This window comes from Micromonospora echinaurantiaca (genome assembly GCF_900090235.1).
Classification (GTDB): Bacteria; Actinomycetota; Actinomycetes; order Mycobacteriales; family Micromonosporaceae; genus Micromonospora; species Micromonospora echinaurantiaca.
This window is the reverse complement of the sequence record NZ_LT607750.1, coordinates 2,248,080-2,272,091: the sequence shown is the minus strand read 5'-3', so window position 1 is coordinate 2,272,091 and position 24,012 is coordinate 2,248,080. Positions and strand designations below refer to the sequence as shown.

The following is a 24,012-nucleotide window of genomic DNA, read 5'->3' as shown; positions in this document are numbered from 1 at the left end:
GACCCGCCACGGCCGACGCCGCGCCGGGTGCCCGGGACGTGGCGCAAGCCACCCCGTCAGAGCGCGTCGGGGTGCACGGTGAGCAGACCGTCGGCGTCGACGTCGAAGCGGGGGCCGAGCCGGCCGAGCAGGCTGGCGAGCCAGGCCGCCTCGCCGGGGTCGGCCGACGCCAGCCGCATCCGCCGGATCCGCACCGGGGCCGCCCGCAGCCCCCGCAGCCGGCCGCTGCCCGGGTCGAGCGCCGGCAGCCAGAGCAACCGCAGCTCCGGCCGGTACGCCTCCTCCCCGCCGATGCCCTCGTAGTCGTCGACCAGGTCCCCGCAGCCGTAGAGGATCAGTCGGTCCCGGTACACCTCCACCGGCCGCACGTGGTGCGAGGAGTGCCCGTGCAGCAGGTCGACCCCGGCGTCGACGAGGCGGTGGGCGAACTCGACGTGCTCGGGCGGCACCTCGTACCCCCTGGTGCCGCCCCAGTGCACGGAGACCAGCACCCGGTCCCCCGGCCCGGCCACGGCGGCGACCCGCTCCGCCAGCAGGTCGGCGGTGGCCACCGAGATCTCCGGCAGGTACGCCACTCCGGGCCGGTCGGCGGTGGCCGCCCAGGGCGGCGGCACGCCGCTGGACGGCGCGGCCACCGAGAAGACCAGCAGCCGGCGGCCCGCGCCGAGGTCCACCCGGGCGGGCGCCCAGGCGGCCGCCGCGTCCCGGCCGGCGCCGGCGGTGGCGATCCCCGCCCCGGCCAGCGCGTCGAGGGTGTCGGCGAGCCCGACCGGGCCGAAGTCGAGCACGTGGTTGTTGGCCAGCGCGCAGACGTCGAGCCGGGCGGCGGCCAGGCACGGCACGTTGTCCGGGTGCATCCGGTAGTGCACGGCCTTGCCCGGGGCGTGCTCGCCCCGACCGGTCACCGCGGTCTCCAGGTTGACGATCCGGGCGGCCGGCCGCAGCTCGTCCAGCAGCGGCAGGGCGACGCCCCACGGCCACTGCGGCGGCGCCGGCCGGGGAATCGGGCCGCTGACCCGCTCGGCCAGCCCGACGTACTCGTCGGCGTCGCGGACCGCCCGCTCGCGCAGGTCGGGCGGGCCGGGCCGGGGCAGGATCCGGTCCACGCCCCGACCGGTCATCACGTCCCCGGCCAGGAACAGGGTCAGCGCGTCCGGCGGCATCCCTCCGCTTCCCCGCCCCGCGCGGGCTCGAAACAGCCGCCGCCGCCCCGCCGTTGCGGCCGGCGCGTGCCGTGGGCGGCCGGACCCCGGCCCAGCGGGATCCGCCCGGTCCGCGGCCGGGCCACGCCCTCGCCGGCCACGCCCTCGCCGGCTGCGCGGAAGCCGGCTCGCGGGGCCGCTGGGCTGCCTAGGGTGGAAGTGACCGGTGGTACGGCGGCGAGGAGTACCCGGGTGACCGGTGGGCTGCGGCCGTGGTACCGGCCGATGACCGCGCGCGACCGCGGCGAGGAGCACCGCGCCGCCACGCCGCTGGAACTCTTCTTCGACCTCTGTTTCGTGGTGGCGGTGGCGCAGGCGGCCACGAACCTGCACCACGACCTGGCCGAGGACCAGGTCGGGCACGCGGTGCGCAGCTACCTGATGGTGTTCTTCGCGATCTGGTGGGCGTGGATGAACTTCACCTGGTTCGCCTCCGCCTACGACACCGACGACGACGTCTACCGGATCACTACCCTGGTGCAGATCGCCGGCGCGCTGATCCTGGCCGCCGGGGTGCCGCGCGCCTTCACCGCGGGCGACTTCGCCACCATCACCTACGGGTACGTGGTGATGCGGCTGGCCCTGGTGACGCAGTGGCTGCGGGCGGCCGCCGGCGATCCCGGCCACCGGGCCGCTGACGTCCGGTACGCGGTAGGGGTGACCGTGGTGCAGGTCGGGTGGCTGATCCGGCTGCTGCTGCCGGACGACTGGCGGGTCGGCTCGTTCCTGGTGCTGGCCCTGGCCGACCTGCTGGTGCCGGCGTTGGCCGAGCGGCCGGGGATGACCACCTGGCACCCGCGGCACATCGCCGAACGGTACGGGCTGTTCACCCTGATCGTGCTCGGCGAGGTGGTGCTCGCGACGTCGGTGGCGATCCAGACCGGCGTCGACACGGGGCAGGCCGACCTGCGCCCGCTGGCCACGGCGGCCTGCGTGATCGTGTTCGCGCTGTGGTGGCTCTACTTCGACCGGGCGGTGGAGGTGCCGACGCGGCTGCCCGCCTCGCTGGTCTGGGGGTACGGCCACTACCTGGTGTTCGCGGCGATCGCCGCGGTTGGTGCCGGGCTGTGGGTGGCGGTCGACCACCACCGGCACCTGGCCCACGTCGGCAGCGTGGTGGTCGGGCACACCGTGGCGGTGCCGACGGCCGTCTACCTGCTCACCGTCTGGGTGCTGCGGGTGCTGCCCCGGCAGCGCGGGATGGTCGTGGTGGCGTTCCCGGTGACCGCGCTGCTGGTGCTGGCCACTCCCTGGCTGCCGGTGACGGTCTATCTCATCGCGGCGCTGCTGACCGCCCTGGTGGCGGTGACGGTGCTGGTTCGGCAGCGGGAGCTGCGGTCCAGAAGTCGACCAGCAGCCGGCTGAACTCCTCGGCGCACTCGATCTGCGGCATGTGCCCGCAGTTGGTGAACAGGTGGGTGCGGGCGTGGGGCAGCCGGGTGCGGGCGGCCGCCAGGTGGGCCGCCGGCAGGATGAGGTCCCGGTCGCCCCAGACGACCAGGGTGGGCACGTCGAGCCGGGCCAGTTCGGTGAGCAACTCCTCCCGCCACTGCGGGCTGACGCCCCGGAAGGTGCCCAGGTTGTGCGCGGTCTCCAGCAGCACCCGCGCGGCGTACGGCTGGCGGGCCACCTCGAGGGCGTACGCGACGCGCTCGGCGGTGGCGAAGGCCGCGTCGTGGAAGAGGGCCCGCTCGGTGCGTCGGGCGGCGGCCCGGCTGGGGCGCAGCAGCAGCCGGCCCAGCGGGCGCAGGGCGAGCAGCCGCAGCATCATGGTCACCTCACGGCCGAAGCCGGCGCTGTTGACCAGCGCGAGGCTGGCCACCCGGGCCGGCTCGGCGACCGCCAGCCGCATGGCGATCGCGCCGCCGAGGGAGTTGCCGACCAGGTGTGCGGGCGCCTCGACGCCTACCGCGTCGAGGTAGCGGCCGACGAACCGGGCCAGCGCCGGCAGGGTGTACGGCTCGGCCATCGGCAGCGAGCCGCCGTAGCCGGGCAGGTCGAGGCTGTGCACCCGGTAGCGGTCGGCGAGCAGCTCGTGCTGCTCGGTGAAGTCGCGCAAGCTGCGGCCGATGCCGTGCAGCAGCACCACGGGCGGGCCGTCGCCGTCGACCCGGTGGCGCACCCGCCGCCCGTCGACGGTGACGTGCCGGGGGCCGGCCGGCGCGCTCACGCCGGGTCCCCCGCCCGCTCGGCGGACCGGTCGCCCGGCGCGGCCGGATCCGGGTCGTCCGGTGGCCGCTGGGCGGGGACGGTGGTGGCCCGGCGCGCCGGATCGGCGGTCGCCCGGCCCGGCCCGAGGGCGAACAACCGGCCGTACGAGGCGGGGGCGATCCGGGCCAGCAGGTCGGGCAGCTTGGCCGACCAGCCGACCAGCACCCGGCCGCGGCGGCGGCCCACCCCGCGCAGGATGATCTCGGCCGCCTTCGCCGGATCCATCGAGAGCAGCTTCTCGAACCGCTCGCGGCCGGCCTCGTACTCCTCGACGGAGACGCCGCTGCCGATCCGGGCGCTGCGCGCGATCCGGGTGCGGATGCCGCCGGGGTGCACCGAGGTGACCCCGATGCCGTCGTCGACCAGTTCGTGGCGCAGCGCCTCGGTGAAGCCGCGGACGGCGAACTTGCTGGCGGCGTAGGCGGCCTGCCCGGGCGGGGCGATCAGGCCGAACAGGCTGGAGACGTTGACCAGGTGCGCGCCGGGTTCGGTCTTGAGCGCCGGCAGCAGCGCGTGGGTCAGCTGCACCACGGCCCGGAAGTTGATCTCGATGACCCAGTTGAACTCGTCCAGGGTCACCTGGTCGAACCGGCCGCCGAGCGCGACGCCGGCGTTGTTGACCAGCAGCCGGATCACGGGGTGCCGCTGCCGGATCTCCGCGGCCACCCGGGCGGTGGCCGCGGCGTCGGCGAGGTCGACCAGGTAGCTGGTCAGCTGCCGGTCGGGGTGGGCCGCCCGGATCGCGGCGACCACGGCGGCGAGCCGGTCGGCGTCCCGGTCGAGCAGCACGAGGTCGCTGCCGCGGCGGGCGAGCCCGTGCGCCAGGGCCTCGCCGATCCCGCTGGCCGCGCCGGTCACCACGGCGGTGCCCGAGGTGAAGTCGAAGCTACGCACCGGCGGTGCTCCTCTCCGGGGTGCTGGACTGGTCGGCGCCGGCGCGGGAGAAGCGCACCCCGACGTCGGTCAGCCGGCCGTGCCGCATCAGCAGCACGTCTCGGGGGTAGTTCTGGTGCAGCCGCCACGGCGCCGAGGCGCCCTGCTTGGGCAGCGCGTCGACGCTGCGCAGCACGTAGCCGGACTTCAGGTCGATGATCGGTTCCAGCGCGCCGCCGCTGGGCGCGAGCGGGGTGACGATCTGCTGGCCGGTGCGGTCGAGGTGGCGCAGCAGCCGGCAGACGTACGTGGCGACCAGGTCGGCCTTCAGCGTCCAGGAGGCGTTGGTGTAGCCGATGGTCATCGCGAAGTTCGGCACCCCGGAGAGCATCATCCCCTTGTAGGCGACGGTGTCGGCCAGGTCGACCTCGGTGCCGTCGACGGTCAGCGTCATCCCGCCGAGGGCGAGCAGGTTCAGCCCGGTGGCGGTGACCACGATGTCGGCCGGCAACTCCTCCCCCGAGCTGAGCCGGATGCCGTCCGGGGTGAACGTGTCGATGGTGTCGGTGACCACCGAGGCCCGGCCCTGCCGCAGGGCGGTGAACAGGTCGCCGTCGGGCACCACGCAGAGGCGCTGGTCCCACGGGTCGTACCGGGGCGAGAAGTGGCGGTCGACGTCGTAGCCGGCCGGCAGCCGGCCCTTGGCGGCGCGCCGCAGCAGCTTGCGGACCAGGTTGGGGGCCCGCCGGCTGGCCTGGAAGTTGGCCGTGGCGAGCAGGACGTTCTTCCACCGCACGACCGGATACACGGCCTTCGCCGGCAAAAGGCGGCGCAGCGTGTCGGCGAGCACGTCGCGCGAGGGCAGCGCGATGACGTACGTGGGCGAGCGCTGCAGCATGGTGACGTGCCCGGCCCGCTCGGCCATCGCCGGCACCAGGGTGACCGCTGTCGCGCCGCTGCCGATCACCACCACCCGCCGGCCGGTGTGGTCGAGGTCGGCGGGCCAGTGCTGCGGGTGCACGATCCGCCCGGTGAACGTCTCCGCGCCGGGCAGGTCCGGGGTGTAGCCGGTGTCGTAGCGGTAGTAGCCGGAGCAGGTGTACAGGAACGAGCAGGTGAGCACCACGTCCTCGGCGGTGTCGTCGCGCCGGGCGTGCACCGTCCAGCGGGCGGTCGCGCTGTCCCAGTCGGCCCGCAGCACCCGGTGGCGGAAGCGGATGTGCCCGGTGACGCCGTACTCGTCGGCGGTCTCCCGGACGTAGGCGCGGATGGCGTCGCCGTCGGCGATGGCCTTCGGGTCGGTCCACGGCCGGAACGAGTAGCCGAGGGTGAACATGTCGGAGTCGGACCGGACGCCCGGGTAGCGGAACAGGTCCCAGGTGCCGCCGATCGCGCCCCGGGCCTCCAGCACCGCGTACGTCTTGTCGGGGCAGTTGAGCCGCAGGTGGCAGGCGGCACCGATGCCGGAGAGGCCGGCACCCACGATGAGCACGTCGACGTGGTCGGAGGCCATGTCATCTCCCGATCCGAGGCGGTGGCCCCGGACACTATCCACCGCCGTCGAACCCGTCAACACCCTGTCGAGTCCAATCGACACAGTGTCGATCCGGTGTAGAGTCAGCGGTCATGACGCCCGCCCGTACGCCCACCAGGACCGCGGCCCCGCGCGGACGCCGCGCGGCCCGCTCCTCCGGGGACGAGCGCGAATCGGCCATCCTGGCCACCGCCGAGCGACTGCTGCACGACCGGGCCTTCGCCGACATCTCCATCGACGACCTGGCCCGCGGCGCCGGCATCTCCCGGCCGACCTTCTACTTCTACTTCCCGTCCAAGGACGCGGTGCTGCTCACGCTGCTGGACCGGGTCACCGAGGAGGCCGAGGCGACCTGCGGCGACGTGCTGGTCCGGCTGGCCGAGGACCCGCCGGCCCGGTGGCGGGAACTGATCGCCCGGTTCCACGAAACGTTCGGCGGGCACCGCGCGGTGGTGCTGGCCTGCGCCCAGGTGCGCGGCACCAACGCCGAGGTACGCCGGCTCTGGGCGACCGTGATGGAGCGTTGGGTGCAGGCCATCGAGACCGCGATCGAGGCGGAACGGCGGCGCGGCGCCGCCCCGGACGGGCTGCCCGCCCGCGACCTCGCCATCGCGCTGAACTCGATGAACGAGCGGGTCTGGTACGCCACCTTCGCCGGCGACGGCCCGGCGGTGGCCGAGCGCGACGTGGTCGACGTCCTCCTCGACGTCTGGCTGTCCGCCATCTACCGCGCTCCCCGACCGTGATCGGCTGACGCGGGGCAGGGCGGAAGCGGCCTTGAGCACCTGCTGAACGTCAGACGATCACCTGACCGGTTGCCGGAGGATGGTGCGGAGCTTCTCGGGGGCGGTTCGGCGGGCGTCGCTGAGGTAGATCTCGTGGTGCCTGCCGACCATCCGGAGCCCGTTGGCCGGGATGAACTCGTGGTGCATCCGTGCCAGCACCTCGGTCTCGTCGTCGTAGGCGCCGACGTGCAGGGTCTGCACGCAGCGGCCCTCGGACAGCGAGCCCAGGCGCACGTCGTCGAGGCGCCGCGGCCGGCCCGTGGCCGCCACCTGCTCGACGGCGTCGGCGAACATGTCCTGGTCGACCCAGTCGGGGACCATGACCATCAGCGTCCAGTCCCACCGGGACTTGTCCCGCGACGCGGTGAAGGTGTCCATGTCGTCGGCCCACCACAGCCCTTCCAGGGGCATCACCACGTAGTCGCGCCCAAGCGTCCGCTTGCTGGCGAACTTCAGCTTGTAGGCCAACGGATAGAGCGCCTCGGTCGCGTCGGTGAAGGCCGGGGTGTTCGGGTCGCCGTGCCCGTCGATCATGAGGTATCGCAGGTCGGGCACGTCCACCAGGTCGAGCCGACCCGGACGCGCGCGGTAGGCGTCGATCTCCCGCTTGAAGTCAATCTTGTCCGTCATCGCGCACCTGGGCCCGCGCCGCGAGCCACGACCTTTCCGCCTCCAGGAGGCTCAGGGAGTAGGAGAAGACCTCCCGCGCCGGCAGGGCGAGGGGGGCTTGCGCCGACTCGGCCGCCCGGACGGCGGCGATCCGCGCCTCGACCTGGGCCAGTCGGTCGCGCAGGGCCTGCGCGTACTGCCGTTCGGAGAGTAGGGCCAGGTTCGCCACACCCACGAGGAGGGGATGCGGGACGGGGCGCAGCTCCGCGATGAGCGCGAGCGCGCCGCGGGTGGCGGCCTCCCGCCCCGCGACGGTGGCCTGGAAGACGCGCCGGGACTTCGCCGCCGCCGGCGCGTCGGGGGCGCGGACGAGCCCGCGACTCTCGAGCTTGGCGAGCAGGTAGTAGATCGACGAGAACCCGATCTCGGTCCACTGGCGAATCCCCCGGCGCTCGATGACCTGCTCCAGGTCGTAGCCGTGCCGAGGGCACTCGATGATCAACCCGAGGATCACCAGTTCGGCCGGCGTCAGCTCCACCCGCCTATTCTAGCACTAGAATAAACGCGATGTCCGATCGCCGCCAGCAGGCGGCGCCCGCCCTGGCGCAGAGTCGACGGCGGTGGCTCGACGCCCGGTCGCGCCCGCGGCGGAAGGCGTACGGATGCACGTGGTACCCGGTCTGAAGGTGCTCTACTTCGGCACGCCGGTGGTGCTGATCAGCTCGCGCAACCCGGACGGCACGGCCAACCTGGCGCCGATGTCGTCGGCCTGGTGGCTGGGCCAGCACGCCATGCTCGGGCTCGGCGACAGCGGCCAGACGACCGCCAACCTGCGGCGCGAGCGGGAGTGCGTGCTCAACCTGCCGTCCGCGACGATGGTGGACGCGGTCGACCGGATCGCACTCACCACCGGTCGCCCCGACGTGCCGGAGCACAAGGTCCGCCAGGGCTACCGCTACGAGCCGGACAAGTTCGCCCTGGCCGGGCTGACCGCCCAGCCGTCCGAACTGGTCCGGGCACCCCGGGTGGCGGAGTGCCCGGTCCAGCTCGAATGCCGGGTCGTCGCGACGCACCGGTTCGGCGGCACCTCCGCGCACGCCACCGCGTTCGAGGTGCAGGTGCTGCGGGCGTACGTCGAGGAGGACCTGGTGATCCCCGGGACGTCGTACGTGGACCCGCTGCGCTGGGACCCGCTGATCATGAAGTTCTGCGAGTTCTTCGGTGGCGGACAGAACGTGCACCCGTCCCGGCTGGCCGAGGGCTGGGAGATGCCGCACCAACTGCGCCCGGACGCGACGCCGGTGGCCGGCTGAGCGGTGGCTCAGGAGGCCGGCGCGCGGGTGAACTCCATGACCCAGTTGGTCTCCCAGGTGCGTTCGCCGTCGGTGGAGAACGCCTGCTCCCAGCGGCAGGAGGTCGGGGTGACCGCCGACCAGACGAACCGGCAGCGGACCGGCCGACCCTCGTCGACGTCGTCGGCGTAGAAGGTGCCCACCCCGTCGACGAAGCGGCCTACCACCGGCGGCAGTTCCAGCACCCCACGGTTGCTGTTCATCCAGTAGATCGACCAGGTGCCCGCCGCCGGGTCGTAGATCCGCACCGTGGCGCCGGAGAAGCCCTTGGTCGGGAAGGTGATCTCGTCGAAGCTGCCCGCGCCGGCGAAGAAGCTGCCCGCCACCGACCGCCCGGGGAACTCGTCCCACTCGTCGCTGCCGACGTGCCGCTTCACCAGCCGCCGGTTGACCACGTCCCAGGTGCCGACGAAGAAGTCGAAGTCGCCCATCAGCGGCCCACCGGCCCCTCGGCCCGGGTGTCGGCGCGCCAGCCGGCCAGGTCCGGGCGCTCCGGCGCCAGCACGTGCCGGGCCCAGGCGGCCCGCTCGTGCTCCAGCACCCCGAGTTCCCAGATGCAGCCGATCCACGGCCGGTGCTGCTCGACGAAGTGGGTCGGGTCGTCGTCCGGGCAGTCCAGGGCGGGCTGGCCGGCGGCGGCGATCCGCACCTGCACCACGTTGTCCCACACCCAGGTGTACGCCAGCAGGTAGGCGCCGGTGTCGGCGCCCCGGTGCAGCACCACCCAGCCCGCCGCCGGGGTGCCGTCGTCGGCGGCCGGCAGCAGCCGCGGCAGCAGGTCGTACGCGGCCTTCTCCACCTCGGGTTCGATCCGCCGGTGCGGTTGGTCGATGTGGTAGCGCTTGAGCTCGCGGCCGGCGACCGTCACCGGCCCCGGCACCCACAGATCCTTGTCGCGAAATGCCATGCCGGGACGGTAGGACCGCTCCCCTGACAACTACTGTCAGCAGAGTGCGGGCCAGTCGACTCCTTTCCCTCCTGCTGCTGCTGCAGAGCCACGGCCGGATGACCGCCGCCCAGCTCGCGCAGCGGTTGGAGGTCTCCGTCCGCACCGTCTACCGCGACGTCGAGTCGCTGCACGCGGCGGGCATCCCGCTGTACGGAGAGGCCGGGCACGCCGGCGGCTACCAGCTGGTCGAGGGCTGGCGGACCCGGCTCACCGGGTTGACCGCCGAGGAGGCCGAGCGCCTCTTCCTCGCCGGGCTGCCCGGGCCCGCCGCCGAGCTGGGCTACGGGGCGGTGGTGGCCGCGCTCCAGCTCAAGCTGCAGGCCGCGCTGCCACCCGCACTCGCCGACCGGGCGCTGCGGCTCCAGCAGCGGTTCCACCTGGACACCCCCGGCTGGTACGCCGACGGCGACGCCTCCCCCCACCTGGCCGCGGTGGCCGACGCGGTGTGGCGGGAGCGCCGCCTCCGGGTCCGCTACCGCAGCTGGAGCGGCGAGGTGGACCGGGTGCTGGAGCCGTACGGGCTGGTGCTCAAGGGCGGCCGGTGGTACGCGGTGGCCAACCGGCCGGGCCGGGACGCCCCGGCGACCTACCGGATCAACCAGATCCTGGCGCTGACCACCCTGGACGAGGGCTTCGACCGGCCGGCGGAGTTCGACCTGCCGGCCTGGTGGCAGGCGCACGTGGTGCGCTTCCGCGCCCAACTGCACCGCGACGACGCCACGATCCGGCTCTCCCCGCGCGGCCGGCAGCGGCTGCGGGAGGTCGCCAGCGACGTGGTGGCCGGGGCGGCGGAGGGCAACGCCGGGCCGCCGGACGCCGCCGGTTGGGTGACCACGGTGGTGCCGATCGAGTCGCTCACCCACGCCCACGGTGATCTGCTGCGGCTCGGCGCCGAGGTGGAGGTGCTGGCACCGGCCGAGCTGCGCGCCATGCTCGCGGACACCGCCGTCGCGCTGGCCACGCTCTACCGTCCCGAGCCGCCGAGCTGACCGCCCGTCCTCAGCCGAGGGAGACCTGGACGGCGACGTCGCGCCTCGGGTAGTGCTCGTCCACGTACTGGCGGCCGTACTTCGCGCGGAACATCTCCACCACGTGGTCGACCCGGTCGGCGTCGGTGATCGGGGTGGCCGGCGCGCTCACCGCGGTGCCGTTCACGGCGACCTCGATCAGCGGGGTCTGCCGCACGTTCTTGTACCAGTCGCTGTCCGACCCGGTGATCGGCACCAGGAACATGCTCTGCTCGTCCTGCACGAACCACACCGGGTGCGAGATCTGCCGGCCGGTACGCCGGCCGGTCACCGTGATCTCCACTTCCTCGGCACCGGCAAAGGCGTCCCTGGCGTCCTCGATGCTCACCGCTGACCTCCGTCGACGATCGCGTGGTGCTCCTCAGCGCCAGGCTAGGTGCCGCCGGGCCGGCCCGGTGCCGGTTCCGGCCGATGTCGCACCGACGGGTGAGGGCCGCTCACCGACTCCACAAGGGAGGGTGCGGGGGCGTGGTCGTCGTCCGGATGTGCCACCCTGGGGGCGACGACTCGGGTCACCGGAGGTGATGGCCACGTTACGACTCTGCGAACTCGTCGCGCTGCCCGCCGACGCGCCGGTGACCCTCGACGTGCCCGCCGGCGCCACCGTGGCGCTGGCCGCCCCACCCCGGGTCGGCACGGCGCTCGCCCGGGTGGTGGTCGGGCTGACCGCGCCGGCGGCCGGCGCGGTCCTGGTCGGCGGCCGGGACGTCACCGACCTGCCGCCGCTGCGCCGCCGCATCGGGTACGTCCCGGCCGGCGGCGCCCTGCTGCCCCACCTGACCGTGCGCCGCAACATCGCCTACGGCCAGCGCAAACGGGAACGGGTGCGCGAGGTGGCCGACACCTGGGCGGCGACGGTGGTCGAGCGGCTGGAGCTGGCGCCGACCCTCGACCTGCGGCCGCACCTGCTCTCCGAGGGCCAACGGTTCCGGGTGGCGCTGGCCCGGGCGATGGCCTGCCTGCCGGAGGTGCTGGTGATCGACCTGCCGGCCGGCGCCCCCGACGGCGGGCGGCTCACCGACCTGGTCGGGCGGCTCTCCCCGCCGGACGCGCCGGGCCTCGCGGTGCTGGTCTGCACCGCCGACGAGGCCGTGCTGGCCGAGCTCGGCGACCAGGTCCGGGTGGCACCGGCCGACCTCGCCGCGGAGGCGGGCCGGTGAGGCTGCGCCGCCGTACGCTGCTGCGGGCCGCCGCCGCGGCGGGCACCGCGACCGCCGCCGCCTCCTGCTCCCGGGGCGAGCCGTCGCTGCAGGTCGCGGTGGTGTGGAGCGGCACCGAGCTGGCCCGGTTCCGGCAGGTGGTGGCCGGCTACGGCGAACCGGTGCGGGTGGTCAGCGCGGGCAACGACATCGACGCGTTCCTGCGCGCCCGGCACCTCGCCGGCACCAGCCCCGACGTGGCGATCCTGCCCCGCTCCGGGCTGGTCGTCGAGTACGCCCGCCGGGGCTGGCTGCGCGAACTCGCCCCCGCCGGGAGCTACGCCGTCCCGCCCGGGATGGCCGACCTGCTCGCCACCGACGGCCGCCGCTACGGGGTCTGGGTGAAGGCGGCCCACAAGTCGCTGTTCTGGTACTTCCGCTCGATGCTCTCCGAGCCACCCGCCACCTGGGACCAGCTCGTGGCGATCACCCGCCGGCAGGGCGCCCGGGCCCGGGCCGGCATCGCCCCGGCGCCGCTGGCGATCGGCGCCGCCGACGGCTGGGTGCTCACCGACTGGTTCGAGAACGTGCTCGCCGACGTCGCCGCGCCCGACTTCTACGAGGCGCTGGCCCGCGGCGAGGCCGACTGGCGCAGCCGGTCGGTGCGGATCGCCCTGGACCGCCTCGCCGAGCTGTGGAGCATCGACGGCGCCTTCCCCGGCGGCCCCCGCCGCGCCCTGCTCACCCAGTACGAGGAATCGGTGATCCAGGTGGTGCACCACCGCCGGGCGACGATGGTGTTCGAGGCCGACTTCGTCGACGACGTGAGCACCCGGTTCCAGCGCGGCGCGGAGCAGCCGGTCACCTTCCGGTTCCCGGGCTCGCGGGCTGCGGACCGCCCGCTGATCCTGGGTGGTGACGCGGCGGTGGCGTTCGCCGGGTCGGCCCGCGGCGCGGAGCTGGCGCGCTGGCTCAGCGACGGGTCGGCGTTCCAGCCGTGGCTGCGCGCCGGCGGCTACCTCTCCCCCAACGTCACGGTTCCGCTGGAGGACTACCACGACCCGATGCGCCGGGCGCTCGCCGCCGAACTGCGCGACGCGGAGTCGGTCCGCTTCGACCTCTCCGACCGGCTGCCCGGCCCGTTCACCGGCTCCGACGGGGTGGGCATCTGGCGGATCATGCAGGACTTCTTCGCCGACGTCACCGGCGGCGTGTCCGCCACCGAGGCGGTGCGCCGGGCGACCGGCCAGCTGGCCGCGGCGGCCCGGGCCGCCGGGGGTGGGCGATGACCCGGCCGGTCCTCGGCGAACTGGCGGTGCTCGACGACGTCGGGCCGCCCCGGCGCGGCCGGGCCTACCCGGCGGCGGGCGCCACCTCCGCGCTGCTGCTGCCGGCGCTGCTGCTGCTCGGCGGGCTGGTGGCCTGGCCGGTGCTGCGGACGCTGCACGCCAGCATGGTCACCGACGGCCGGTGGGTCGGCGCGGCGAACTTCCGCGCCGCGTTCGCCGCGCCGGGCACCGCGGCGGTGGTGGGCCGTACGGTGCTCTGGGCGCTGCTGGTGCCGGCGGTGGTCACCGTGCTGGGCTACCTGCTGGCCGCCGCGTCCCGCCGCTCGCAGGAGGGCGGGCTGGTCCGGCTCATCCTGGTGGTGCCGACCGCGCTGCCGCTGGTGGTCACCGGGGTGACCTTCCGGCTGCTCTACGACCCCGATCCGCAGCGTGGGCTGGCCACCCTGCTGCTGGCCCGGCTCACCGGGCGCTCGGCGGAACAGGTGCCGCAGCTGCTCGGCCCGGGGCTGGTCACCGTGGCCCTGATGTCGGCGTTCGTCTGGGCCTGGGTCGGGCTGGCCGTGCTGGTGTTCCGGGCGGCGCTGGACGCGGTGCCGCCGAGCCTCGGCGACGCGGTCCGCGCCTTCGGCGGCAACCGTCGGGACGTGCTCTGGGACGCGCAGTGGCGCCCGCTGCTGCTGCGTACGGTCGCGGTGGTGTTCGCCCTGGTGGCGCTCGGCACCAGCCGCACCTTCGACCTGATCCTGGTGATGACCCCGGGTTCGGTGCGCGACGAGGCGTCGGTGCTGGCGCTGCGGGTCTGGCAGACCTCCGGCGGCACCACCACCGGCGAGGGCGCCGCGCTCGGGGTGATCTGGCTGGCGGCGGTGGCGGCCGGCATGCTGGTGGCGGCGCTCTTCGTCCGCCAGGCGTGGCCGCCGCCGCGCGATCCCACGCCGGTCGACCCGGAGCCGGCGGCGCCGCCGCGGCGGTGGATCCGGTTGCTCGCCGCCGGCGCCGCGCTCGCCTGGCTGGTGCCGCTGGGCGTGCTGCTGGCCACCTCGCTGCACCGGCCGGTCGACGCGGCGGCCCGGGCGTGGTGGTCGAGCACGCCCAGCCTCGATTCGTACCGCCAGCTGACCAGCGGCCCCGAGCTGTGGCGCACGCTCGGGTTCACCCTGGTGCTGGCCACCGTGGTCACCGCCGCCGTGCTCGGCATCGCGCTGCTGGCGGCGTACCCGCTGGCCTGGCTGACCGGGCCGCCCGCGCAGGCGACCGGGTTGCTGCTGATGGCGGCCAGCGTGGTTCCGGTCCAGGTGATCGCCGGTCCGGTCAACGAGGTGCTCGGCGCGGTGCTCTCCTCCGGCACCACCCGGGGGCTGGCGCTGGTGCACATCGCGCTGGGCATTCCGTTCGCCGTGCTGGTGCTGCGCAACGCCTTCGCCGACCTGCCCGCCGAGCAGGTGCGCGCGGTACGGCTGGGCGGGCGGCACTGGTGGAGCACGCTGCGGCTGCTGGCCCGGCACAACCGGCCGGCGGTGGTCGCGGTCGCCGTGCTGGAGTTCGTGCAGGTGTGGAACGACCTGGTGGTCGGCCTGCTGTTCAGCGGCCCGGGCGCGGCGCCGCTGGGGCTGTTCCTCGCCGGCCAGACCCGCGGGTTCGTGGCCAACAGCGGGGTGCTCGCCGCCGGGTCGGTGGTCGCGTCGATCCTGCCGGTGCTGCTGGTGGTGCTGGCCCGCCGCCAGCTCGTCGCCGGGCTGGTCGCCGGGGGCGTCCGGTGACCCCGCCGGCCGGGCGGTCGCGCGGGCCGGGCCGGCTGAGCGTGCTGCTCGCCCTCGGCGGGGTGCTCGGCGGCGGGGTCAGCGCGCTGCTCGGCAACGTGGCCGGCAACCTGCTCTCCGAGCTGTCCGTGCAGGTGCTGGGCTCGGCGAGCGTCGGCGTGGTGGTGCTCGGCCTGCTCGCCTCCTTCGTGGTCGAGTGGCGCCGTCGCCGGCGGGGCCAGCCCGCCGAGCCGGACGGGACGGACGCGGAGGCGCCCGCGGCGGCCGGTACGCCGACCCTGCCCTATCAGGGCACCTTCACCGGGCGCCGCGACGACGTGGACGCCATCGTCGACGCGCTGGAGCGGAAGCAGGCGGTGGCGGTGGTGGGCCGCCGGGCCGTCGGCACCTCCTGGTACGCGATCGAGGCGGCCAACCGGTGCCGGGCCGACTTCCCGGACGGCCAGTACCACCTGGACCTGCGCCGGGGCGGCCGGCGCCAGCCGCCCCGGCAGGTGCTCGCCGCGCTGGCCCGGATCCTCGGCACCCGGCCGCCGGCCTCCAATCGGCCGGACGATCTCGCCGAGGCCGCCGACGAGCTGCGCGGCCAGCTCGACGGCCGGCGGATCCTGCTGGTGCTGGACAACGTCGACGACGTCGCCCAGGTCCGGCCGCTGCTGCCGCCGACCACCAACTCCTACCGGCTGCTGTTGGCCGGCACCGGGGCGCTGGCCGCGCTGGACGCGGTCGGGGTGGTGGCGCACTGGATCGGTGAGCCGGACACCGACGACGCCGTCGAGCTGTTCGCCGCCGCCGGCGCGGCGGCGCCGGCGGCCCGGCCGCACCGGCCGGATCCGCGCACCGACCCGGCGGTCCGCAGCATCGTCGAGTTGTGCGGGCGGCAGCCTCGCACGGTGGCGGAACTGGGCCGGCGCACGGCCCAGCACGGCTGGCGGCACGCCGACGTGCTCGACGCGCTGCGCCGGGCCGTCGGCACTCCCCCGCACCAGGAGATCGACGCCTCCCCGGCGACCCTGCTGGTGACCGCCCGGGACACCGCCTACCACGCGCTGTCGGCGGAGGCCCGGCGGCTGTGGCGGCTGATGTCGCTCACCCCGGCGCCGGTGGACCGGCCGACCATCGCCGCGCTCGCCGACCGGCGACCGGACCGGGTCGCCGCCCTGCTGGACGAGCTGGCCGCCGGGGCGTTCGTGGTCGGCGCGCCCGGCGACCGGTACGAGGTGCGGCCGCTGCTCGGCCCGTACGCCCGGCTGCACCTGCGCGACGGCGAGCCGGTGCGCCGGCGGGTGGCCGCGCAGGCCCGGCTCACCCGGCACCTGGCCCGGCGGGCCGAACGGCACGTGGCGAGCCTGGCGGTGACCGCGTCCGTCCTGGACCGGGACCGGCGGCTGCCGCTGGACGACGACCCGTACGGCTGGTTCGACCTGCACCAGGAGCTGCTGCTCGCGGTGGTCAAGGTGCCGGCCGGCGCGGCCGAGTCGCTGCCCCGGCGGGTGCGCCGCTGGTGGTTCCGGCTGGCGGTGGCGCTGTGCGGCTGGCTCGCCCACGTCGAGCGGCTGGACGAGTGGGACGAGGTGTGCCGCACCGTGCTGGCCACGCCGACCGCCGACGACCGGCCGGAGATCGCCGGCTGGGCGCACAACGAGCTGGGCGTGCTGCGCCGGCGCCGGCACGACCCGCAGGGCGCGGCGACCGCGCTGACTCTGGCCGTCGCCGAGCGGGGCCGCCGGGGCACCGCCCAGGCCCGGATGAACCTCGGCCTGGTCCTGCTCGACCTCGGTCAGCTCGACGACGCGGTGGAACACCTGGAGTTGTCCCGCCGGCACCGCTCCGGCGCCGACCGGGCCGGGCACGCGCTGACGCAGCTCGGGCTCGGCGCCGCCCAGCTCGCCCGCGGCGAGTTCGAGATCGCGCACCACCATCTGGTCCGGGCCGCGAACACGTTCCGCTCGCTCGGTGACGCCCGGGGTTACGCGGCGGCGCTGACCAACCTGGTGCTGGTGCACGCCGAACTGGGCGAGCACCTGGACGCGGCGCAGTCGTGGCGGGCCGCGCTGCGCGAGTACGAGTCGGTGGCCGACCCGACGAACCGGGCCACCGCGTTGCTCAACGCCGGTGCCACGCTGCTGGGCGCCGCGCCCGGCCAGGCCCGGCAGGCGTACGAGATGCTGGCCGAGAGCCGGCGGTTGCGCGAGGGCGGGCCGGCCACCCCGGGGCTGGGCCGGACCCTGCTGTACCTGGGCGACGCGGCAGCCGCGCTCGGCGACCCGGACGAGGCGCGGCGGCACTGGGTGGACGCGGCGGCGATGTGCGAGGCGGCCCGGGACGCCGAGGGGCAGGCCGAGGCGGACGCCCGGCTGACCGGGGTGGACGCCCCGGCCGACGAACCCGCCTGAGCGGGGCCGGCCGGGGCCAGCTCAGGTGGGGTCAGCCGTCGAGGCGGCGGACCATGTTCATGATCGTCTCGACCTGGGCGCCGCCCTTGATCGGGTAGTTGGTGGCGCCGAGGTAGCCCCACCAGTCCCAGCAGCCGTTGGGGTTCGTGCCAGCGGTGGCGGCCTGGGGGTAGAGCACGATCAGGTTGTTGGTGTCGGCGTACTGGTTGAGGTTGGCCCGGTCCACGAACGCGGTGCCGACCGAGCCGTACGCCTGCAGGCAGCCGTGCAGGGCGACCAGCAGCCGGCAGGACTGGCCGGCGGCGCACGAGGACGGCACGTAGGCGAAGCCGTTGGCGTCCATGCTCAGGCCCGGAGCCCAGCCGTTGACCGCGTGGGCGTTCTGACTGAACCGGATGAGCGTGCCGCCGAGCGCGCCGGTGTTCGGCGCCTTGACGCTGCCCAGCAGCTTGCGTAGCAGGGCGTTCTGCGGGTCGATGCCGCAGTTGTTGAGGAACGGCGCGGCGGTCGCGGTGCAGCCGCGGGTGCCGTACGGGGTGACCCAGGCGTGCCCCGCCGAGGAGCCGCTGTCGTACTGCACGCTGGCGCCGAAGTGCTGGTAGTAGCGGACCAGGTCGTCGGTGACGGACTTCTTGACGGTGCTGTCGTTGGCGCCGTGGAAGACGTAGACCGGGTCGCCGGAGAGGTTGCCCACCGGGTCGACCCAGCCGTACGAGGCCCAGGTGCGGGTGTACGTCTGCAGGGCGGACAGGTTGGTCGGGTACTGGTTGTCGCCGCAGCCGTAGAGCGCTTGGGCGACGTTGTTCTGGGCGCAGTAGTAGGGCCCGGCGGCGAAGACGGCCGCGCCGCGGATCCGGGACGAGTAGGCGACGTGCAGTTGGGTGGCCATGTAGCCACCGGAGGAGACTCCGGCGACGTACACGGCGGAGACGTTGTAGGCGCGCAGCGAACCGGCGACCGGGGTCTTGGTGGACGGGTCGGCGGCCTGGGCGGGGGTCGCGGTGGTCAGGGTCAGCAGCAGGGCGGTGACCAGGGCGGCGGTGGCCCTCAGCGGGGTCTTCATGGACGCTCTCCCGACATCGGCGAGCGCCGGCGGTGGTGTCGGCGTGGCCAGACGCTAACGTGACATCGAGCACACCCGATATGAGCGGGGCCGACACGTCCGGCGGTGCCGGTGTGTCGGGAATCGACAGTCGCCGCCGCTTATGCTGCTGGTCGCCGAGAACCGCCGGCCGACCGCCGGAGGTGGAGCGTGTCCAACACGGAGGTGGTACGGGCGCTGCTGGCGGCGTACCGGAACCAGGACCTGGCCGCCGCGGACCGGCTGCTCGCCCCGGACCTGGTCTTCACCAGCCCGCAGGACGACCACATCGACAAGGCGGCCTACCTCGACCGGTGCTTCCCCACCGCGGACCGCTTCGTGTCGCAGGAGATCCTGCGGCTGGCCGACGTCGGCGACGACCAGGTCCTCCTGCTGTACGAGTACGAGCTGCACAGCGGCGACCGGTATCGCAACGCCGAGCACATCACGGTGCGGGACGGCCGGGTGGCCGAGGTCTGGGTCTTCTTCGGCGGGCGGGTCTAGGCTCCGACGGCGAGGAGCCGGCGGATGGCGTCGGCGATCACCCGGTCCACGGTGAAGCGCTCCTCCAGCCAGGTCAGCGTCATCTCCGCCGCCCGCCGGTTGTGCTGGTATCCGGGCACCATCGCGGCCAACGGCAGCACCTGAGGCGGGTACGCCTGCTCGACCCGCCGGCTGGCGTCGAAGGGGTCGCGGCGGTGCCCGGCCTCGGGGTGGGTCAGGTTCAGCAGCCCGATAACCCGGTCGACGGCGTACGACTGGATGAACCGGGCGGCGGTCAGCCGCTCGCCGCGCAGCTCCCGGAGCAGGCCGACGTAGAGGTTGGTCAGCGCCTCGTTGAGGTGGAACTCCACGGTGTCGAACGGAACCGCGGCCGGCGGCGGTCCCGAGTCGGCCAGTCCGGCGGGCGCGTCGTCGCGTTGCCAGACGACCCGGGCGCCGGTGAACGGCAGCCGGGCGAGTTCGTCGACGGTGAAGACGGCGTACTCGACGAAAATGCCGTCGGCGTAGAGCGCCTTCCGCCCGTTGCGGTCGTTGGCGAAGCTGTACGCCACCGGGCACGGCGCCTGCAGCCAGTCGATGGACTCCAGGTAGCGCGGCTTGGCGTGCGCGTCGACCACGACGAAGAAGTCCAGGTCGGAGTAGTCGTCCAGGCGGTCGTGCTCGGCGCCGGCGGAGCCCAGCCCGAGCAGCGCGACCACGTCCGGGCGGGTGGCGAGGTGGGCGGCGAAGTCGTCCAGCCGTCGCAGCATCGGGTGCATCACGTCGTCCCTTCGCGAAGAGTCGACGTTTCAGCCCGTACGGCCCTGCTGGCCGCCGAGGTCGCGACACCGGTGCCCCGATGCTGGCCAGCGGGCGCCGGCGATGTCAAGGGTGATGCTCATCGGCTGCGGCAGCGACCGTCACGACATCGGCCGCGTCGAGCCGATCCCCGGGAAGCCCGACACACCTGATACTTAGGTATTGACCTAAGCTTCGTTCGCCCCCATACTTAGGTACATGCCTAAGCGATCTGGCGACGGAGGCGGGCCGGTGGACCCGGCCCTGGACGGCGTGTTCCACGCGCTGTCCGACCCCACCCGCCGACGGATCGTCGAACGCCTCGGCCGGGGGCCGGCGACGACCAGCGAGCTGGCCCGCCCGTTCGACATGGCATTGCCGTCGTTCACCCAGCACCTGGGCGTCCTCGAACGCTCCGGCCTGGTGACGTCGGAGAAGAAGGGACGGGTGCGCACCTACCGCCTCACGCCCGCGCCGCTGGAACAGGTCGACAGCTGGCTCGCCGGTCAGCGCGCGCTGTGGACCCGACGCCTGGATCAACTGGACGCACTTCTTTACAACCTGAAGGAGCAGCAGAAATGACCACCTACTCCGCGGACCCCAACCTCGACCTCGTCCTGGAGCGCACCGTCGACGTCGCCCCCGAGCTGGTCTGGAAGGCCTGGACGACGCCCGAGCTGATCGTGCAGTGGTTCACCCCGAAGCCCTGGTCGACCACGTCCTGCGAGCTGGACCTGCGGCCCGGCGGCAAGTTCAACACGGTGATGCGCTCGCCGGAGGGCCAGGAGTTCCCGAACGTCGGCTGCGTGCTGCTGGTCGAGGAGAACTCGACACTGGTCTTCACCTCGGCCCTCGGCGCCGGCTTCCGGCCGCAGGTCACCGAGGACGGCTTCCCGTTCACCGCCGTCGTCCACATCGAACCCGCCGGCACCGGCACGAAGTACACCGCCACCGCGATCCACGCCGACGCCTCGGCGAAGAAGGCGCACGCGGAGATGGGCTTCATCGAGGGCTGGGGCGCCGCCCTGGACCAGCTGGTCGAGGTCGCCAAGCGCCTCTGACGTCCGCCTGCCCGAGCGTCCGTACGGCGGCCGGCACCGCCGGCGGGGTGCAGCACCCCGGCGGCGGTGGCGGCCGCCGACCCGTTTCCGGAACGGGTGGCGCTGGCGGGCGCCGTCAGGCGTCGACGCGGATCGCCGCCGCCTGCTGCCGGGCGAGGGCACGCATCCGGCCGAACAGGTCGATGAGCAGCCGCAGTTGCGCGTCGTCGTAGTCGGCGAGCGCCGCCGACCAGCCGGCGGCCATCCCGGCGAAGAGCGGCTCGATCTCCGCCAGCCGCGCCGGCACCGGTTCCACGATCACCCGGCGACGGTCCATCGTGTCGTGCCGGCGCCGGACCCACCCGGCACGCTCCAGCCGGTCGATCATCCGGGTCACCGCGCCGCTGGTCAGACCGGTGCGTTGGGCGATCTCCCCGGCCGTCGCCGAGCCCTCCTCGGTGAGTGCGGTGAGGCACTTGAAGTCGGCCAACCCGAGACCGAGCCGGTCGGCCGCCGCCTGCTGCACCAGGATCGCGTCGGCCACCGCCTGGGTCAGCGTGGCCTGCAACTCGAGCAGCAGTTCCTGCCGCGCTCTTGACATGGCCCGACTCTACCGCCGCATAATCTGCATCATCATCTATCTGCATCATGCAGATTGTGTTTGGAGAAGACATGTCGTCGCGTGGGCTCCTCTGGGCCGGGGTCGCCGGTCCGCTGCTGTTCGCCACCGTCGCGCTGGCCGAGGGCGCCGCCCGGCCGGGCTACGACCCGATGCGGAACTGGATCAGCGAGCTTGCCCTCACCGGGCGCGGCTGGATCCAGATCGCCAACTTCCTGGTCACCGGCGTCCTGCTGATCGCCTTCGCGGTCGGGCTGCACCGGCGCATCCGCTCCGGCCCGGCGGCGGTGTGGGGGCCCCGCTGGGTGACCGTCGCCGGGGTCGCGCTCGTCGCCGCCGGCGTCTTCGTCACCGATCCCGGCCTGAACTACCCGCCGGGCGCCGCGGCGACCGCATCGTGGCACGGGGCGCTGCACGACGTCGCCGGCCCGGCCGTGTTCCTCGCCCTGGCGCTGACCGCCTTCACGTACGCACGCCGGTTCGCCCGGCCGTACGGGATCGCGGCGGGGGTCGCCGTCATCGTGTTGTTCCTCGGCGCCGGCACGCTCGTCGGCCTGGACTACGCCGGCCTGTGGACCCCGGCGCCGGCCGGGCTGCTCCAGCGCCTCTCGCTCTTCACCGGGTTGGCCTGGCTCGTCGGGCTGGCCCACCACGCCCTGACCGCCGAGCGGGCAGCTCGGCCGGCACCCGGCGTGCCCGCTGGCAGCGGCCCCCGCTAACCGCGCAGCACGGCGGCGACGGTGGCGATCCCCTCCTCGATGGTCGAGGGCGGGTTCGCCGCGTACCCGAGGACCAGCCCGGGCCGGTGTGCCCGCTGGCAGTGCCAGGACAGCGGTTGCACCTTCACCCCGCGCTCCAGCGCACCGGCGGCCACCTCGGTGTCCGGCACGTCACCGGGCAACGTGACCATCAGGTGCAGCCCGGCCGCCGCCCCGTGCACGGTCGCGCCGGGCAGGTGTCGGGCCAGCGCCGAGATCATCGCGTCCCGCCGCCGGACGTGCCGCCGGCGCAGCATCCGCAACTGCCGCTCCAGCGCGCCGGAGGTCATCAGCTCGGCGAGCACGAGTTGCGGCAGCACCGCGTTGCCCAGGTCGGCGTTGCGCCGGGCCTCCACCACCGCCTCCCGGTAGCGCGGCGGCACCAGCAGCCAGCCGACCCGCAACGCCGGCGCCAGCAGCTTCGACACACTCGCGGCGTAACAGACCTGGTCGGGCAGGAGCGCCCGCAGCGCCGGCACCGGCGGGCGGTCGTACCGGTGCTCGGCGTCGTAGTCGTCCTCGACGACCAGCCCGCCGGCCCGCGCCCAGGCGACGAGCTGGCGGCGCCGCTCACCGTCCAGCACCACGCCGGTCGGGAACTGGTGGGCGGGGGTGAGCATCACCGCGGCCACGCCGCTGGCGGCCAGCTCGTCGACCCGCAGGCCGGCGTCGTCGACCGCGACCGGTGGGGTGTCGACCTGCCAGTTGTTCAGGTGCTGGCGTACCCCGAGCGAGCCCGGGTCCTCCACCGCGATCCGGGTGATGCCGTACGGCCGAAGGGCCTGGGCGAGCACGCCGAGCGCCTGCGAGACACCGGTCGTCACGATCACCTCGGCGGGGTCGACGGCGACGCCGCGGCTGCGGGCCAGCCAGGCGGCGACGGCGGCGCGCAACGCGGGCGCCCCGCGCGGGTCGCCGTAGCCGAAGTCCGACGCGGCCAGCTGCCGCAGCACGGTCCGTTCGGCGCGCAGCCAGGCCGCGCGGGGAAAGGCGGCCAGGTCGGGTACGCCGGGCGTCAGGTCGACCCGCGCCGGCACCGCGCGTACCGCGTCGAAGACGTGGGCGCCCGGAGCGCGCGGGAAGAGCGTGACCGGGGCGGGCGCCGCGGCTGGCGGTGGCGCGGGCGGCGCGGCCGGGGCGGCGACCACCACGGTGCCCGCGCGCCCCCGCCCGGCGACCTGGCCGTCCTCCACCAGCCGCTGGTACGCCTCGGTGACCACACCCCGGGAGACACCGAGGTCGGCCGCGAGCACCCGGGTGGCGGGCAGCCGGCCACCGACCGGGAGCCGCCCGTCGGCGATGGCCTGGCGCAGCCGGGTGGCCAGCCAGTCGGCGCGGCCGCCGGGCGGCGCCTCGGCGATGTCCAGGTGCAGGAAGTCCGACCCGGCGGTTATGGACCTCTCGGGTGGACGTGGTTTGGCCCTGCTCATCGGACCATGATGGCAGCAGAGTGGGTGGTGAGACAGCACCAACCCACTCGTCGGAAGGACGATGATGACCGTCGCGTTCCTGGTCACCTCGCTCGTCGTGATCGCCACCCCGGGCACCGGAGCCCTCTACACCCTCGCCGCCGGGCTCGGCCGGGGCCCCCGGGCGGGCGTGCTCGCCGCCGCCGGTTCCACCCTGGGCGTCGCCCCGCACCTGGCCGCGGCGGTCACCGGGCTGGCCGCGCTGCTGCACTCCAGCGCGACGGCCTTCCAGGTGCTCAAGTACGCCGGCGTGGCGTACCTGCTCTACCTGGCCTGGGCCACCCTGCGGGACCGCGACGGGTTCGCCGTCGACCCGGCCGAGCCGGCCCCGTCGGCCACCCGCGTGATCTCGGTGGCGGTGCTGTCGAACCTGCTCAACCCGAAGCTGACCATCTTCTTCTTCGCGTTCCTGCCGCAGTTCGTCCGGGCCGACGAGCCGAACCAGTTCGCCCGGATGCTCGGCCTGGGCGCGGTGTTCATGGCGCTCACCTTCGCGGTGTTCGCCCTCTACGGGGTGCTCGCCGGCGCGGTGCGCGACCGGGTGCTCGCCCGGCCGGCGGTGACCCGCTGGCTGCGCCGGGGCTTCGCCGGCTCGTTCGTCGCGCTCGGGCTGCTGCTGGCCCGCGCCGAGGCCTGA

Annotated in this window: 26 protein-coding genes; 13 read left to right on the top strand and 13 right to left on the bottom strand. The window is 74.5% G+C overall.

Annotation, left to right across the window (positions count from 1 at the left end):
* Positions 1 to 56: 56 nt before the first annotated feature.
* Complete coding sequence (locus GA0070609_RS10360; RefSeq protein WP_088993610.1) at positions 57 to 1,163, bottom strand: CapA family protein; 1,107 nt, start codon at positions 1,161 to 1,163, stop codon at positions 57 to 59.
* A 231-nt stretch (positions 1,164 to 1,394) separates the two neighbouring features.
* Between GA0070609_RS10360 and GA0070609_RS10355 the strand changes: the two genes are divergently transcribed.
* Positions 1,395 to 2,567, top strand: a complete 1,173-nt coding sequence (locus GA0070609_RS10355) for a low temperature requirement protein A (protein WP_231928615.1) — start codon at positions 1,395 to 1,397, stop codon at positions 2,565 to 2,567.
* On the opposite strand, the gene GA0070609_RS10350 is transcribed toward GA0070609_RS10355, so the two are convergent.
* Genes GA0070609_RS10350 through GA0070609_RS10340 form a run of 3 tightly spaced genes read right to left on the bottom strand, consistent with a single transcriptional unit; the run spans position 2,476 to position 5,799 of the window.
* Positions 2,476 to 3,372 (bottom strand): alpha/beta fold hydrolase, encoded by an 897-nt coding sequence (locus tag GA0070609_RS10350; RefSeq protein WP_088993609.1) that lies wholly within the window; start codon positions 3,370 to 3,372, stop codon positions 2,476 to 2,478. The genes GA0070609_RS10355 and GA0070609_RS10350 overlap by 92 nt on opposite strands.
* Complete coding sequence (locus tag GA0070609_RS10345) at positions 3,369 to 4,307, bottom strand: SDR family NAD(P)-dependent oxidoreductase (protein ID WP_088993608.1); 939 nt, start codon at positions 4,305 to 4,307, stop codon at positions 3,369 to 3,371. Before GA0070609_RS10345 ends, GA0070609_RS10350 begins: the two co-directional genes overlap by 4 nt.
* Entirely contained in the window at positions 4,300 to 5,799 is a 1,500-nt protein-coding gene (locus GA0070609_RS10340) for a flavin-containing monooxygenase (RefSeq protein WP_088993607.1), read from the bottom strand. Before GA0070609_RS10340 ends, GA0070609_RS10345 begins: the two co-directional genes overlap by 8 nt.
* 113 nt (positions 5,800 to 5,912) lie before the next feature.
* Here GA0070609_RS10340 and GA0070609_RS10335 point away from each other — a divergent pair, with 113 nt between their 5' ends.
* Positions 5,913 to 6,566 carry a TetR/AcrR family transcriptional regulator gene (locus tag GA0070609_RS10335; protein WP_088993606.1) on the top strand — a complete coding sequence of 218 codons (654 nt, stop codon included), beginning with the start codon at positions 5,913 to 5,915 and terminating at the stop codon, positions 6,564 to 6,566.
* Positions 6,567 to 6,623: 57 nt separating this feature from the next.
* On the opposite strand, the gene GA0070609_RS10330 is transcribed toward GA0070609_RS10335, so the two are convergent.
* The gene (locus tag GA0070609_RS10330; RefSeq protein ID WP_088993605.1) at positions 6,624 to 7,235 is read right to left on the bottom strand and encodes a GyrI-like domain-containing protein; all 612 of its coding nucleotides are present in this window, start codon (positions 7,233 to 7,235) and stop codon (positions 6,624 to 6,626) included.
* A complete protein-coding gene (locus GA0070609_RS10325) occupies positions 7,219 to 7,752 on the bottom strand; it encodes a PadR family transcriptional regulator (RefSeq protein WP_088993604.1) in 534 nt (177 codons plus the stop codon). The genes GA0070609_RS10330 and GA0070609_RS10325 overlap by 17 nt, the downstream gene beginning before the upstream one ends.
* A gap of 124 nt (positions 7,753 to 7,876) precedes the next feature.
* On the opposite strand from GA0070609_RS10325, the gene GA0070609_RS10320 reads away from it, so the two are divergent.
* Positions 7,877 to 8,527: a flavin reductase family protein gene (locus tag GA0070609_RS10320; protein WP_088993603.1), complete on the top strand. Its 651-nt coding sequence runs from the start codon at positions 7,877 to 7,879 to the stop codon at positions 8,525 to 8,527.
* Positions 8,528 to 8,535: 8 nt separating this feature from the next.
* Here GA0070609_RS10320 and GA0070609_RS10315 read toward each other — a convergent pair whose 3' ends face one another.
* Both GA0070609_RS10315 and GA0070609_RS10310 read right to left on the bottom strand, forming a co-directional pair.
* On the bottom strand, positions 8,536 to 8,997 hold the full coding sequence (locus tag GA0070609_RS10315; protein ID WP_088993602.1) for a hypothetical protein: 462 nt from the start codon (positions 8,995 to 8,997) through the stop codon (positions 8,536 to 8,538).
* Positions 8,997 to 9,473: a hypothetical protein gene (locus GA0070609_RS10310; RefSeq protein WP_088993601.1), complete on the bottom strand. Its 477-nt coding sequence runs from the start codon at positions 9,471 to 9,473 to the stop codon at positions 8,997 to 8,999. The genes GA0070609_RS10315 and GA0070609_RS10310 overlap by 1 nt, the downstream gene beginning before the upstream one ends.
* A gap of 44 nt (positions 9,474 to 9,517) precedes the next feature.
* Here GA0070609_RS10310 and GA0070609_RS10305 point away from each other — a divergent pair, with 44 nt between their 5' ends.
* Positions 9,518 to 10,504: a helix-turn-helix transcriptional regulator gene (locus GA0070609_RS10305; protein WP_088993600.1), complete on the top strand. Its 987-nt coding sequence runs from the start codon at positions 9,518 to 9,520 to the stop codon at positions 10,502 to 10,504.
* A 10-nt stretch (positions 10,505 to 10,514) separates the two neighbouring features.
* Here the strand turns inward: GA0070609_RS10305 and GA0070609_RS10300 are convergent, their stop codons facing one another.
* A complete protein-coding gene (locus GA0070609_RS10300; RefSeq protein ID WP_231928614.1) occupies positions 10,515 to 10,871 on the bottom strand; it encodes a nitroreductase/quinone reductase family protein in 357 nt (118 codons plus the stop codon).
* A gap of 196 nt (positions 10,872 to 11,067) precedes the next feature.
* On the opposite strand from GA0070609_RS10300, the gene GA0070609_RS33105 reads away from it, so the two are divergent.
* Genes GA0070609_RS33105 through GA0070609_RS10280 form a run of 4 tightly spaced genes read left to right on the top strand, consistent with a single transcriptional unit; the run spans position 11,068 to position 17,127 of the window.
* Complete coding sequence (locus tag GA0070609_RS33105) at positions 11,068 to 11,703, top strand: ATP-binding cassette domain-containing protein (RefSeq protein WP_157748107.1); 636 nt, start codon at positions 11,068 to 11,070, stop codon at positions 11,701 to 11,703.
* A complete protein-coding gene (locus tag GA0070609_RS10290; protein ID WP_088993598.1) occupies positions 11,700 to 12,971 on the top strand; it encodes an extracellular solute-binding protein in 1,272 nt (423 codons plus the stop codon). The genes GA0070609_RS33105 and GA0070609_RS10290 overlap by 4 nt, the downstream gene beginning before the upstream one ends.
* Complete coding sequence (locus GA0070609_RS10285) at positions 12,968 to 14,731, top strand: ABC transporter permease (RefSeq protein WP_088993597.1); 1,764 nt, start codon at positions 12,968 to 12,970, stop codon at positions 14,729 to 14,731. Before GA0070609_RS10290 ends, GA0070609_RS10285 begins: the two co-directional genes overlap by 4 nt.
* Positions 14,728 to 17,127 carry a tetratricopeptide repeat protein gene (locus GA0070609_RS10280; protein WP_088993596.1) on the top strand — a complete coding sequence of 800 codons (2,400 nt, stop codon included), beginning with the start codon at positions 14,728 to 14,730 and terminating at the stop codon, positions 17,125 to 17,127. Before GA0070609_RS10285 ends, GA0070609_RS10280 begins: the two co-directional genes overlap by 4 nt.
* Positions 17,128 to 17,158: 31 nt before the next feature.
* Here the strand turns inward: GA0070609_RS10280 and GA0070609_RS10275 are convergent, their stop codons facing one another.
* Entirely contained in the window at positions 17,159 to 18,190 is a 1,032-nt protein-coding gene (locus GA0070609_RS10275) for an extracellular catalytic domain type 2 short-chain-length polyhydroxyalkanoate depolymerase (protein WP_088993595.1), read from the bottom strand.
* A gap of 189 nt (positions 18,191 to 18,379) precedes the next feature.
* Between GA0070609_RS10275 and GA0070609_RS10270 the strand changes: the two genes are divergently transcribed.
* Entirely contained in the window at positions 18,380 to 18,712 is a 333-nt protein-coding gene (locus GA0070609_RS10270) for a nuclear transport factor 2 family protein (RefSeq protein WP_088993594.1), read from the top strand.
* Here the strand turns inward: GA0070609_RS10270 and GA0070609_RS10265 are convergent.
* Positions 18,709 to 19,470, bottom strand: a complete 762-nt coding sequence (locus tag GA0070609_RS10265) for a hypothetical protein (RefSeq protein ID WP_088993593.1) — start codon at positions 19,468 to 19,470, stop codon at positions 18,709 to 18,711. The two genes, GA0070609_RS10270 and GA0070609_RS10265, sit on opposite strands and share 4 nt — an antisense overlap.
* 271 nt (positions 19,471 to 19,741) lie before the next feature.
* Here GA0070609_RS10265 and GA0070609_RS10260 point away from each other — a divergent pair, with 271 nt between their 5' ends.
* Positions 19,742 to 20,071: an ArsR/SmtB family transcription factor gene (locus tag GA0070609_RS10260; protein WP_231928613.1), complete on the top strand. Its 330-nt coding sequence runs from the start codon at positions 19,742 to 19,744 to the stop codon at positions 20,069 to 20,071.
* Positions 20,068 to 20,550 carry an SRPBCC family protein gene (locus GA0070609_RS10255; RefSeq protein WP_088993591.1) on the top strand — a complete coding sequence of 161 codons (483 nt, stop codon included), beginning with the start codon at positions 20,068 to 20,070 and terminating at the stop codon, positions 20,548 to 20,550. Before GA0070609_RS10260 ends, GA0070609_RS10255 begins: the two co-directional genes overlap by 4 nt.
* Positions 20,551 to 20,665: 115 nt before the next feature.
* Here the strand turns inward: GA0070609_RS10255 and GA0070609_RS10250 are convergent, their stop codons facing one another.
* Positions 20,666 to 21,130, bottom strand: coding sequence for a MarR family winged helix-turn-helix transcriptional regulator (locus GA0070609_RS10250; RefSeq protein ID WP_088993590.1), 465 nt, complete (start codon positions 21,128 to 21,130; stop codon positions 20,666 to 20,668).
* Positions 21,131 to 21,201: 71 nt separating this feature from the next.
* On the opposite strand from GA0070609_RS10250, the gene GA0070609_RS10245 reads away from it, so the two are divergent.
* Positions 21,202 to 21,867: a DUF998 domain-containing protein gene (locus GA0070609_RS10245; RefSeq protein ID WP_157748106.1), complete on the top strand. Its 666-nt coding sequence runs from the start codon at positions 21,202 to 21,204 to the stop codon at positions 21,865 to 21,867.
* On the opposite strand, the gene pdxR is transcribed toward GA0070609_RS10245, so the two are convergent.
* The gene (pdxR, locus tag GA0070609_RS10240) at positions 21,864 to 23,336 is read right to left on the bottom strand and encodes a MocR-like pyridoxine biosynthesis transcription factor PdxR (protein ID WP_172899317.1); all 1,473 of its coding nucleotides are present in this window, start codon (positions 23,334 to 23,336) and stop codon (positions 21,864 to 21,866) included. The genes GA0070609_RS10245 and pdxR overlap by 4 nt on opposite strands.
* Positions 23,337 to 23,400: 64 nt before the next feature.
* On the opposite strand from pdxR, the gene GA0070609_RS10235 reads away from it, so the two are divergent.
* Positions 23,401 to 24,012 carry a LysE family translocator gene (locus tag GA0070609_RS10235; protein WP_088993588.1) on the top strand — a complete coding sequence of 204 codons (612 nt, stop codon included), beginning with the start codon at positions 23,401 to 23,403 and terminating at the stop codon, positions 24,010 to 24,012.